Source organism: Paraburkholderia phymatum STM815, from assembly GCF_000020045.1.
In the GTDB taxonomy this organism is placed as follows: Bacteria; Pseudomonadota; Gammaproteobacteria; order Burkholderiales; family Burkholderiaceae; genus Paraburkholderia; species Paraburkholderia phymatum.
Map to the genome: position 1 here is coordinate 710,970 of NC_010623.1, position 12,548 is coordinate 723,517.

Here is a 12,548-nt window from a genome sequence, read left to right on the forward strand (position 1 = left end):
ATACAATCACAACCCTGATTCGCCTACTCGCGCGCCCATCTCTAAGCACGCTTTCGCGAATCTCTTTACTACTTCTTCCTGATTGTTAAAGAACGACAGCCGATATGCGCTTGCGCGCATCCAGTCTGACTGGCTCAATTGCCAATGCATAACGCGCGGCCCCCTTCCGGACCGGACACTAGGCATTGGAAACTGGTGGAGGATGACGGGATCGAACCGACGACCCCCTGCTTGCAAAGCAGGTGCTCTCCCAGCTGAGCTAATCCCCCGCAGATACCGCACCTTGAGGTTTCACTCGTCACACCGCAGACAACGTGGTGGGTCTGGTTGGATTCGAACCAACGACCCCCGCCTTATCAAGACGGTGCTCTAACCGACTGAGCTACAGACCCCTCAAAGCCTGTCTTCAAACAACAGCCGACAAGTGTGAGCGCTCAACTTGTGAACGCGAAGCTCTGGAAAGGAGGTGATCCAGCCGCACCTTCCGATACGGCTACCTTGTTACGACTTCACCCCAGTCATGAATCCTACCGTGGTGACCGTCCTCCTTGCGGTTAGACTAGCCACTTCTGGTAAAACCCACTCCCATGGTGTGACGGGCGGTGTGTACAAGACCCGGGAACGTATTCACCGCGGCATGCTGATCCGCGATTACTAGCGATTCCAGCTTCACGCAGTCGAGTTGCAGACTGCGATCCGGACTACGATCGGTTTTCTGGGATTGGCTCCGCCTCGCGGCTTGGCAACCCTCTGTTCCGACCATTGTATGACGTGTGAAGCCCTACCCATAAGGGCCATGAGGACTTGACGTCATCCCCACCTTCCTCCGGTTTGTCACCGGCAGTCTCCCTAGAGTGCTCTTGCGTAGCAACTAGGGACAAGGGTTGCGCTCGTTGCGGGACTTAACCCAACATCTCACGACACGAGCTGACGACAGCCATGCAGCACCTGTGTTACGGCTCCCTTTCGGGCACCCTCACCTCTCGGCAAGGTTCCGTACATGTCAAGGGTAGGTAAGGTTTTTCGCGTTGCATCGAATTAATCCACATCATCCACCGCTTGTGCGGGTCCCCGTCAATTCCTTTGAGTTTTAATCTTGCGACCGTACTCCCCAGGCGGTCAACTTCACGCGTTAGCTACGTTACCAAGTCAATGAAGACCCGACAACTAGTTGACATCGTTTAGGGCGTGGACTACCAGGGTATCTAATCCTGTTTGCTCCCCACGCTTTCGTGCATGAGCGTCAGTATTGGCCCAGGGGGCTGCCTTCGCCATCGGTATTCCTCCACATCTCTACGCATTTCACTGCTACACGTGGAATTCTACCCCCCTCTGCCATACTCTAGCCCGCCAGTCACCAATGCAGTTCCCAGGTTAAGCCCGGGGATTTCACATCGGTCTTAGCGAACCGCCTGCGCACGCTTTACGCCCAGTAATTCCGATTAACGCTCGCACCCTACGTATTACCGCGGCTGCTGGCACGTAGTTAGCCGGTGCTTATTCTTCCGGTACCGTCATCCTCCACCGGTATTGGCGGCGAAGTTTTCTTTCCGGACAAAAGTGCTTTACAACCCGAAGGCCTTCTTCACACACGCGGCATTGCTGGATCAGGGTTGCCCCCATTGTCCAAAATTCCCCACTGCTGCCTCCCGTAGGAGTCTGGGCCGTGTCTCAGTCCCAGTGTGGCTGGTCGTCCTCTCAGACCAGCTACAGATCGTCGCCTTGGTAGGCCTTTACCCCACCAACTAGCTAATCTGCCATCGGCCGCCCCTTGAGCGCGAGGTCCGAAGATCCCCCGCTTTCCTCCTCAGAGCGTATGCGGTATTAATCCGGCTTTCGCCGGGCTATCCCCCACTCCAGGACACGTTCCGATGTATTACTCACCCGTTCGCCACTCGCCGCCAGGCCGAAGCCCGCGCTGCCGTCCGACTTGCATGTGTAAGGCATGCCGCCAGCGTTCAATCTGAGCCAGGATCAAACTCTTCAGTTCAAACCTGTTACTGTTTTTCGGGCTCTCTCGAACCCGGTCGCTCACTCAAAATCACTGACGAAAGATCTGATTGCTCAAACCTTCCTCAATTTCTTCGTGTGAGACTCGATTACTTTCGCTATTGCGGCAATCCGAAGATCACCGCGCGCTCGCCATCGAGCACCCACACTTATCGGCTGTTAGTTTTTAAAGAACATTCGCTAAAAAGCTGCTGTTTGCTGCTGCTTTCTTGCGTCTCCGTCGTTTGGAGAGGCCGAATTATGCGGAACCCCAAGGGGGTCGTCAAGCGAAAATTGAAAATTATTTTTTGGGGCCATTTGCGCATCGGATCGCCTGTTGCGCTCATCGGTGTGTCGAGCGAAAGAACTCAAGCGACATCTCGCCGAATCGCTTATAGAAAAAACAACTCGATCAAATCCATCCACGCATCGACACGACACACGCTCACGTTGGCTGCGTAAGCAGGAAGCTGACGCCTGCCGCTAGAGCAGTCGTCGTGAACGTGCTGAGGGGAACGAGACTGGTAGCGTTGAATCGCGTTGTCCCGACCTGGCGTAATTCACCACCGCTCGTATCGCGAGAAAGCACCGAAGCAAACGAGAAGAACTACTTGGCGTTCGCGGACATATCACATTCGCCCGAGGCGCCACTACCGCCCGTATTCTTGATTGTGAGTGCGAGCCTGCTGCCTCGATTAGCCGTGATGATCTGTCCGTAACTGACGGTCGGGATGAACTGAATATCGGGCGCAACTGCAACAGGGGGCGTTCTAGCGCCGTCGACAGTCAAGTCCAGTTCGACGGTAACCGAATCGATGGTGGCGCCCCAGTCACGATGCCGCGCGGCCTGATCCTTTTTGAAGTTGCATAGACCCACCATGACCTGCTCCAACGCGGTGGGGATATCGATGGGTTTGCCCGGAGGAATGGGCGGCGTATTGCAGCCTGCTGCCAGGAAAGGCAAGACGATGAGAGCGAGGTGCGCACGCATCACGTTCCTCCATTTCGTGAACTGCTTATGAAGCTTGTCCGGCGCCAGGACGTGCTGCTCCCTCGCCACGTCAGTCATTGTGACGCGCATTCGTGATGCGTCTTCATTGCGCGTCCCATGCGGCTAGACCATTCGTTGTACGACTCCACGAACGGCAACACGTCAAACCAAGAATATCCCGCGCGCGACCTGTCGGATATTGGACCTTGGTCCCATGTCATCCGGGAATGGTGACGGAACGAGATCGTCCCTCACGTGGTCATGCCGCCGTCACAACAACGAAAGCAAACACGTAATGCACATGTATGTAATAAGTCGGTAAGGAATATTTCTCGGTTACGCAATATGAGAATGATTCAATCCCGTTGCGTTACACACATTAGTAAGCGAGCTTGCAATTCGATCTACAAGAACCCAGCAACTCCACGCATAACGGTCTTGGAGCGCTGAGCGGCATTCTGGAGCCCTCTAAAAATGTTCTACAAAACAATACTACCCACCGCGATATCCGTTGCTGCGTTGTTGACCATCGCAGCTTGCGGCAGTTCGCATAACAGTCCGGCATCGGCCACACCTGCGGTATCCGCGCAGGACGCACTGGCGACCGCAACGCCCATCAAGCACCTCGTCGTGATCTTCGGTGAGAACGTGTCGTTCGATCACTACTTCGCAACGTATCCGAGCGCGAAGAACGTAGCAGGCGAGCCGGCGTTCAGCGCAGCAGCGGGCACGCAAACGGACATCGCCACGCTGGCCGCAGCCGGTCTGACGGGCTCCGCCAACCCCAACGCGCAGTCGACTTCGCCGAACATTGTGTCGGCCACGGTCAACGGTCAGACCACCACGCCGCCGACCCTCGGTGCCGCGCTGACGACGACCACTGCGCAGCCGTTCCGGCTCGACCGTTCGCAAGCGAACACGAAGAGCCAGAACCATGCATATGCGCCGGAGCAGCTCGCCGACGACAATCTGAAGATGGACGCGTTCCCGCTTTTCACGTCGGCCAGCTCGATCATCGCCGGCAGCACGGGACAGTTCGGTTCGTCGGCGCAAGTGCTCGGCTACTTCGACGGCAACACGGTGACCGCGTACTGGAACCTCGCGCAGAGCTTTGCGATGAACGACAACGCATGGACCGACACGTTCGGTCCGTCGACGCCGGGCGCCATCGCCGTGATCTCTGGCCAGAACCAGGGCGTGACGCTGACGCCAAATCCGAAGAACGCGTCCGTGACGACGAGCAACAACGCGATTCCTGACGGCCAGGGCAGCTTCACCATGATCGGCGACCTCGACCCGACCAGCGACGTCTGCACGGCATCCGCGCAAACCTCCTCGAGCGGCCCGACGGGCATGATGAACGGCAAGAACATCGGCGACCTGCTGAATGCCGCGAACATCACGTGGGGCGGCTTCATGGGCGGCTTCAACCTGCAGACGGTCAACGCGAACGGCACGACGGGTTGCACGCGATCGACGTGGTCGGATGTGCTCGGCAGTGCGCCGACCGATTATGTCCAGCACCATGCGTGGTTCCAGTACTACCCGTCGACGGCGAACCCGACGCATCAGCGTCCGACTTCGACCGCGATGATCGGCTTCACCGAACCGACGCTCGACAATACGGCCACGCCGGTTCACCACCAGTACGACAGCGACGACTTTTTCGCAGCCGTGCAGGCAGGCAACTTCCCGTCGGTCAGCTTCCTGAAGGCGCCTGCCATCGGCGACGGTCATCCGGGCAATTCGGACCCGCTCGACGAGCAGGCTTTCGTCGTGAAGGTCACGAACTTCCTGCAGCAGCAGCCTGACTGGAAGAACACGCTGATCGTGATCGCCTATGACGACTCGGACGGCTGGTACGACCACGTCGTGCCGACGATCAAGAGCTCGTCGTTCGACACCACGCTCGTCACGAAGGTCGGCACGGCCACCTTCACAGGCGCCGACCAGCTGTCGGGCCAGGGCCAGTGCACGGGCACGGGCGCGACGCAGCCGCTTGGCATCAACGGCGGTGCAGTCAACGGCCGCTGCGGTCCGGGTACGCGCACGCCGTTCCTGGTGATCTCGCCGTGGGCGAAGGCGAACTACGTCGACCACACGCCGATCACGCAGGCGTCCGTCGTCAAGTTCATCGAAGACAACTGGCTCGGCGGCAAGCGTATCGGCGGCGGCTCGTTCGACGCAACGGCCGGCGACATCCGCAACATGCTGAACCTGAGCGGCACGGGCAACACCCCGACGCTGTTCCTCGATCCGGGTCTCGGGACGAAGCTCGCCGCCGCACCGGCGACCAACTGACGGGACACGCGCGCTCGCATCGCACGGCACGGCGCGCGGGGCGCCGGACAATTCGTCGTAGTTCGAGCCAGCACGGCGACGTGCTGGCTCGGCGTCTTTTCAGCACTATTTCTCGCCATCATCGCCATGAGCTCTCAAAAGTCCGCATTGCCGCCCTCACTGCCCGCCGGCGATGCACAGCGCGCCGCCGGCGCCAAACACCACCTGCTGCGCGCGCTTGGCTGGACGGCTGCCGTCATTGCGGCCGGCTGCGTCGCATTCGTCGCCTATGCGGCGATCTATCCGGAGCGGATGCCTCTTGCGATCGGCACCATCGTCGAAGATTTCACCGGCGCGAATCCGCAGCCGGTCGTTCTTCATGTGCCGCCGAGCCAACCGCTGAGCGCAGTCGCCCTGCTCGGCAAGCAGATCTTCAACGACCCGTCGCTGTCGGCGTCGGGCAAGCAGTCGTGTGCGTCGTGCCACAGCCCCGACCATGCATACGGACCGCCGAACGATCTCTCCGTGCAACTCGGCGGTCCGCATATGACGGACGCCGGCTACCGGCCGCCGCCGTCGCTTGCATACCTGTATCGCCAGGCGCCGTTCTCGATCGGCCCCGATCAGAACGATATGGACGCGGGGCCCGCCACGCTCGACCAGCTCGCGACCGCGGCAAGCGGCGCGCAACGCGCGGCGAAGTCGGCGGGCGTCACGCCTGCCGCGCCCGCGCTCGTGCCGCAAGGCGGTCTCTTCTGGGACGGCCGCGCCAGCACGCTGCAGGATCAGGCGCTCGGTCCGCTGCTGAACCCCGTCGAAATGGCCAACAAGAACACGGACGAAGTCGTGCATAAGCTGTTGAACGCGAAGTATCTCGACCAGTTCAAGCAGCTGTTCGGCGAGCGGATTCTGCAGCAGCCCGATCTGCTCGTCGACGAGGCGATGTTCGCCGTCGGACGCTACGAGTTCGAAGACCCGTCGTTTCATCGCTTCACGAGCAAGTACGATTACTGGCTGCAGGGCAAGGCGCGCCTCACGCAAGCGGAACTGCACGGCTTGCGCCTGTTCAACGATCCGGACAAGGCGAACTGTGCGGGCTGCCACCTGAGCAAGCCGACGGCCGATCATCTGCCGCCGCTCTTCACCGACACGCAGTACGAAGCGCTCGGCGTGCCGCGCAACCGCGACCTGCCCGTCAACAGAGATCCGAAGTTCTACGACATGGGCGTATGCGGCCCCTTCCGTACGGACGCGTCTGCGTTGACGCAATACTGCGGCATGTTCCTGACGCCGACGCTGCGCAACGTCGCGACGCGCCATGCGTTCTTTCATAACGGCGTGTATCACGACCTGAAACAGGTGATGGACTTCTACAACTTGCGCAACACCAGCCCCGAGAAGATTTATCCCCTCGACGCTGCAGGCAAACCGCAAAAGTACGACGATCTTCCGGAGAAGTACCGCGCGAATATCGACGTCGCCGACGCGCCGTTCGATCGCAAGCCGGGCGACAAGCCGGCAATGACCGACGATGAGGTCAAAGACCTCATCGCATTCATGAACACACTGACGGACGGATACAAGCCTTAAGCGCGAGCGCCTCTTTTCGATTGCAGATTGCGCAGGCCGGCGGGCTTCGTGAAGGCAGCGAAGCTCGCCGGGTGCCCGCAGAGTAGCAAAGCGAACGCCCCAACACACTTAACGCGCCGCCGTCAGCGTTTCATCCGCATGATAGGAAGACCTGACAAGCGGCCCGGCGACCACTTCCCGAAACCCCATCCGCAACCCCTCCTTTCTGAAAGCGGCAAAAGCCTCGGGCGACACATACCGCGTGACGGGCATATGAAACTTCGAAGGCGCGAGATACTGCCCGATCGTCAGCACGTCGACCTCATGCTCGCGAATATCCCGCATCGTCTGTAGCAGCGCTTCATCGCTTTCGCCCAGCCCGACCATCAGCCCCGATTTCGTGACGATGGCGTCGTTCGCCTGCTTCACGCGTCGAAGCAACGCCAGCGATCCACGATAATCCGCTCCTGCGCGCGCAGCCCGATACATCGAGGGCACGGTTTCGACGTTGTGATTGAACACATCCGGCCACGCAGCCGATAACGCATCGAGCGCACGATCGATGCGTCCGCGAAAGTCCGGCGTCAATACCTCGACGCGTATTCCCGGCACACGCTCGCGTAGCAATGCGACACAGCGGGAGAAATGCGCCGCGCCGCCATCGCGCAGATCGTCGCGATCGACGGAGGTGATCACCACATACCGTAGCCCCAACGCAGCGACGGCGTCGGCGAGGCGCGCAGGCTCGTCGTCATCGGGCGGCAGCGGCCTGCCGTGCGCGACGTCGCAGAACGCGCAACGCCGCGTGCAGATGCCACCCAGGATCATGAAGGTCGCAGTACGCTGCGCAAAGCACTCGCCGATATTCGGGCACATGGCTTCCTCGCACACCGAATGCAGCCTGTGCTCGCGCAGTATCGACGCCATGCCCGTCACCGTCTCGCTCATCATCGGACGTGCGCGCAGCCACGGCGGCTTCGGCAGCACATCGGCGCGCTCGAGCGGCACGATCTTCACGGGAATGCGCGCGAGCTTCTCGCGCGAACGCGAGCCGTGTTGCCCGAGCGCGGTGACGCTGTCGTGTGATGAAGCAAGCGGCGCGGCATCCATCGTCAGGCTCCGAAGAAGTCGTTGAGCAGGCGGTTCACCTCGGATGCCGACTCCATCTGCACCATATGCCCCTTGCCCGGCAGCACATGCACGCGGATATCGCCGGGCAGCCCCTGCGCATGACTCGAAGGGATGATCTGGTCCAGTTCTCCCCAGATCACCAGCGTGCGCGGCGCCAGCCTGTCGACGCGGTCGCGATAGCTGCGCTGCTGCGTACCGTCCTTGAACGCCGACACCGCGATCATCTGCAACGTTTCGCTCACGCCTTCGAGCCGCTTGTACTTGACGATATCCTCCACGAGTTGCCGTGTGACAAGCGAACCATCGGCGAATAGTTTCGTCAGATGCGGCTTCAGCGTATTGCGGCTGTTGCCCGTCACGAATCCGTCGATGTACTCGCGATTGATCTCGTCGCCCAGGCCCGCGCCCGCGATCAACGAAAGCGACGCCACACGCTGCGGCGCCTTCTCTGCCACCGTCATCGCGACGAGACTGCCCATTGAATGCCCGACGAGATGCGCCTGCTCGATGCCGTGAGCATCGAGCAACGCAATCACGCTATCGGCCAGTTCATCGGCGCTGCCCGATTCGACCGCTTTCGTCGATTCGCCATGTCCCGGCAAATCCAGCGCATACACGCTGCGATGCGCGGCGAGATCGGCATGATTGAACAGCCAGTTGTTCAGATCGCCGCCGAAACCGTGAATGAGCACAGCAGGCGTGCCGCCTTCGCCGATCTTCAGGAAGCGGATCGTGCGGCCGCCGATCTGCGCTTTCTCGGGCTGCGGCCCCGCCTCCGCAGAATCTGCGGCGAGCGGCACGAAGTCGCGCTGAAACGCTTCGACGGCGGCGTCGATCGCCGCATCCGATTCTTCCGTGTCCGCCACGACACCCAGCAGCGCGCCGACGGGCAGCGTGTCGCCCTCCTGCGCGATCTGCCGGCGCAGCGTGCCGTTGAACGCGCACTCGACACCCGACGCGATCTTGTCGCTCTCGACGTCGAGCAGCTCATCGCCCTTCGCCACGTTGTCGCCGATGGACTTCAACCAGCCATTGACCTGCCCCTGCTCCATCGACAGGCCCCACTTGGGCATTGTGATCATATGAATCGACATTGCTCGGTTCCTCGCTTGATGCAGTGATGATGCTGTGTCAGTGTCGCGTCTGCTTGACGGCCGCGGCGATCTTGTCCGCCGACGGGATGTAGAGATCTTCGAGCACGCCCGCGAACGGCGTGGGCGTATGCGGCGCCGTGACGATCCCGACGGGCGCTTTCAAGGAATGAAATGCCTTCGATGCGACCAGCGCGGCAATGTCCGTCGCCATCGAGCAGCGCGGGTTGGCTTCGTCCACCACGACAACACGGCCTGTGCGCTCCACGCTCTCCAGAATCGTCTCTTCGTCGAGCGGGGACGTGGTGCGCAGATCGATCACTTCGGCCTTGATGCCTTCCTTCGCGAGCCTGTCGGCGGCATCTGTCGCGTGGTGCACCATGCGTCCATAGGTGACGATGGTCGCGTCGTCGCCTTCGCGCACCACGTTTGCCTCGCCGAACGGAATTGTGTACAGCTCTTCGGGCACGTCGCCTTCGCGGCTGTACAGCAGCTTGTGTTCGCAGAAGATAACGGGATCGTTTTCGCGGATCGCCTGAATCATCAGCCCCTTCGCGTCATACGGCGTCGCCGGACACACCACCTTGAGGCCAGGCACATGCGTGAATAGCGAGGTCAGCATCTGCGAGTGCTGCGCGGCTGCGCGCAGACCCGCGCCCTGCATCGTGCGGATCACGACAGGCGTCACTGCATTGCCGCCGAACATATAGCGGAATTTGGCGGCCTGATTGAAGATCTGATCGAAGCACACACCCATGAAGTCGATGAACATCAGTTCCGCGACGGGACGCAGACCCGCTGCCGCCGCGCCGACGGCAGCACCAATGAAGCCGCCTTCCGAAATCGGCGTGTCGAGCACGCGGCCCGGATACTTGTGATACAGCCCTTTCGTGACGCCGAGCACGCCGCCCCATGCGTCCTGCTCGCCGGGCGCACCTGCGCCGCCCGCGTTGTCTTCGCCCATCACGATGACGCTTTCGTCACGCGCCATTTCCTGACTCAGTGCTTCGTTGATCGCCTGAGAATATGTGATCTTGCGTGCCATGTCTGTCTCCTGGAGTGCCTGAAAATGATTGCGTTCAATTACGGATACGACACGTACACGTCTGTCAGCAAATCGGCTTCCGCCGGCAGCGGCGCGGCTTTCGCTTTCAGCACCGAATCGTCAATCAGCGCTTTCACGTCAGAATCGATCTTGCGCAGATCGTCGGTGTTCAACATCTCCGCGCGCACCACGCGCTCCTGGAATCGCTTCAGGCAATCCTTCTCCTCGCGCAGTTTCTGCACTTCACCCGGCGCGCGGTACGTCTGCGCATCGCCTTCGAAATGGCCGAAGTAGCGCGACAGTTTCACTTCGACGAGCGTCGGCCCACCGCCGCCGCGCGCACGCTCGATCGCTTCGCCCAGCGCTTCGTGCACCGCGAAGAAATCGAAGCCGTCGACGATCACGCCCGGCATGCCGAAGCCGCTCGCGCGGTCCGCGATGTTGTCGGACGACACCGACCATGTCGACGAGGTCGCTTCCGCATAGCCGTTGTTCTCGGCCACGAAGATCGCCGGCAGGCGCCACACGCTGGCAAGATTCATCGACTCGAAGATGACGCCCTGGTTCGACGCGCCGTCGCCGAAGAAGCACACGCCCACGCCGCCCGTCTTCTTCAGCTTCGCCGCGAGCGCCGCGCCGCACACGAGCGGACCGCCGGCGCCGACGATGCCATTCGCACCCAGCATGCCCTTCGACAGATCGGCAATATGCATCGAACCGCCCTTGCCTTTGCAAACGCCCGTCTGCCGGCCGTAGATCTCGGCCATCATGCCGTGCACATCGACGCCCTTCGCGATGCAGTGGCCGTGGCCGCGATGCGTAGTCGCCACATAGTCCTTGTCGTTCAGATGCAGCATCGTGCCGACGGCCGATGCTTCCTCGCCCGCGTACAGATGCACGAAACCCGGTATCTCGCCCGTCGCGAACTCGACGTGCAGACGCTCTTCGAACTCGCGAATGGTGCGCATCAGCCGATACGCGTCCAGCAGTTTCTCTCTGCTCAACTGACTCGAAACAGACATGGTGTGTCTCCTTGATGAAATCGATCGTGACTGCAACGGTTGCGAAGTGGGCTCCGCTTGACTGGATGAACTCCCTTTACTTCTCGTGTAGCTGTGATCGCAGCGATGCCCCCGCCATTTCGCGCATGAGCTGGCGCGATGCAGAGAAGCGCAGCGTGCGGCTCACGTCGACCGTCAACGGGCCGCTCCAGTCGAGCGCGATTTCGTAGCGGTCGTCGCGCTCGATTTCGATTTCGCGTTCGCCGTCGAATGCGAGCGTGCCGCGCCGCGCGTCGATGGGCAGCCAGTCGCCGACCTCGAAGCGCTCACAGGTGCGCATCGTCACGCGGTCGATGCGGCCGGGCGCAATGGGCGCGAAAATCGGCACGCCGTCTTCATTCACGAGGCCGCGTTCGTCGGGCTGCGCGAACGTCAGGTGCAAACCATGCGGCGCCGTGCGCTCGACGGGTGCCCAGGCGCCGCCTATCGACGACAGGCCGATACCGTCCGGCGATGCGAACGTGAGAAAGAGCGATTCGATATCCGACGGTTCCGACACGGCGCGCGCGCCGACGAAGCGCTGACGGCTCACGCATACATCGACGAGCGCGATCTCTTCGCGTCCGCGGTTCGGCCCGGCGACACAGCGGACGACGAGCCGCTTGTTGCGCGTCAACGCGACATCGGGCGGCACGACGCCCGACGCCACCAGTGCGCCCGCCATGCCTGCCACGGTGGCTTCGCGCATATCCGGAAACGCGTTGTTGGTGCCCGTCGACAGCGTGAGCAACGGCACGCCGCCGCAATGTGCGGCCACAGCGCGATGCGTGCCATCTCCGCCCAGCACGGCGAGCAGCTCGACGCCTTCGCGCACCATGTACGCCGTGCCTTCATGCGTGTCCGCGACGGAGTCGGTAATGGGCAGATCGACGAATTCGACTTCGGGCCAACGCTCCGCTTTTCCTGTCGCTGCGTGCGTGTCGAGCGCACGCAGCAGCAGCGCGGCGACACCCGTGCGATCGCGCAGGGTCAGCACGCGCTCCACGCCCAGCGCGCCGAGTCCCGCGATCAGACGCACGACCATGTTGGCCTTTTCGGCCGTCGGGAACACGGATGCATGCGTCGTAAGACGGCGAATGTCGCGTCCCGACGCAGGGTTCGCGATCACGCCGACGCTAATGGGCGATGGCACTGAGCTTGTCTCCGATGTGTGAATGTCGATAGCCGGTTGCATATCTTCTGCAACGCGCTTCGTATGGCAAGCGTTACTGCAACAGCTATGCCAATCTATCGACGCGCTCGCGCAGAACGCGCCATGCCTTGTGTGCAAAGGCTCGCGTGCGACAGGCGAGATATCGCCGCGTATGCGCCCGCCGTCGCATGACGCGGTGCACATGGCGCACTGCGGGTCGCGATGGGCGTTGCTAGCGCCGCTCCGCCCGCCGCATGCC

At 61.5% G+C, this 12,548-nt stretch carries 8 protein-coding genes, 2 tRNA genes and 1 rRNA gene; 2 read left to right on the forward strand and 9 right to left on the reverse strand.

Annotated features, from left to right (window positions below; all coding sequences use genetic code 11):
• Positions 1-193 precede the first annotated feature (193 nt).
• From BPHY_RS18950 to BPHY_RS18965, 4 genes are all read right to left on the reverse strand, one after another.
• Positions 194-269: transfer RNA gene (locus tag BPHY_RS18950), tRNA-Ala, on the reverse strand.
• Between the two features lie 46 nt (positions 270-315).
• A tRNA-Ile gene (locus tag BPHY_RS18955) sits at positions 316-392 on the reverse strand.
• A 67-nt stretch (positions 393-459) separates the two neighbouring features.
• A 16S ribosomal RNA gene (locus BPHY_RS18960) occupies positions 460-1,990 on the reverse strand.
• A gap of 606 nt (positions 1,991-2,596) precedes the next feature.
• Positions 2,597-2,980: a hypothetical protein gene (locus BPHY_RS18965; protein ID WP_041765135.1), complete on the reverse strand. Its 384-nt coding sequence runs from the start codon at positions 2,978-2,980 to the stop codon at positions 2,597-2,599.
• A 474-nt stretch (positions 2,981-3,454) separates the two neighbouring features.
• Between BPHY_RS18965 and BPHY_RS18970 the strand changes: the two genes are divergently transcribed.
• Positions 3,455-5,281, forward strand: a complete 1,827-nt coding sequence (locus BPHY_RS18970) for a phospholipase C (RefSeq protein WP_012403059.1) — start codon at positions 3,455-3,457, stop codon at positions 5,279-5,281.
• 126 nt (positions 5,282-5,407) lie between these two features.
• Entirely contained in the window at positions 5,408-6,850 is a 1,443-nt protein-coding gene (locus tag BPHY_RS18975; protein WP_012403060.1) for a cytochrome-c peroxidase, read from the forward strand.
• A 108-nt stretch (positions 6,851-6,958) separates the two neighbouring features.
• Here the strand turns inward: BPHY_RS18975 and lipA are convergent, their stop codons facing one another.
• The 5 genes from lipA to BPHY_RS19000 all read right to left on the reverse strand — a co-directional run bounded on the left by lipA (position 6,959) and on the right by BPHY_RS19000 (position 12,289).
• Positions 6,959-7,939, reverse strand: a complete 981-nt coding sequence (gene lipA, locus BPHY_RS18980) for a lipoyl synthase (protein ID WP_012403061.1) — start codon at positions 7,937-7,939, stop codon at positions 6,959-6,961.
• A 2-nt stretch (positions 7,940-7,941) separates the two neighbouring features.
• On the reverse strand, positions 7,942-9,054 hold the full coding sequence (locus BPHY_RS18985) for an acetoin dehydrogenase dihydrolipoyllysine-residue acetyltransferase subunit (protein ID WP_012403062.1): 1,113 nt from the start codon (positions 9,052-9,054) through the stop codon (positions 7,942-7,944).
• 37 nt (positions 9,055-9,091) lie between these two features.
• Positions 9,092-10,096 (reverse strand): alpha-ketoacid dehydrogenase subunit beta, encoded by a 1,005-nt coding sequence (locus BPHY_RS18990; RefSeq protein WP_012403063.1) that lies wholly within the window; start codon positions 10,094-10,096, stop codon positions 9,092-9,094.
• 38 nt (positions 10,097-10,134) lie between these two features.
• On the reverse strand, positions 10,135-11,118 hold the full coding sequence (locus BPHY_RS18995; protein WP_012403064.1) for a thiamine pyrophosphate-dependent dehydrogenase E1 component subunit alpha: 984 nt from the start codon (positions 11,116-11,118) through the stop codon (positions 10,135-10,137).
• Between the two features lie 76 nt (positions 11,119-11,194).
• Positions 11,195-12,289, reverse strand: a complete 1,095-nt coding sequence (locus BPHY_RS19000) for an ATP-NAD kinase family protein (RefSeq protein ID WP_012403065.1) — start codon at positions 12,287-12,289, stop codon at positions 11,195-11,197.
• Positions 12,290-12,548: the final 259 nt, after the last annotated feature.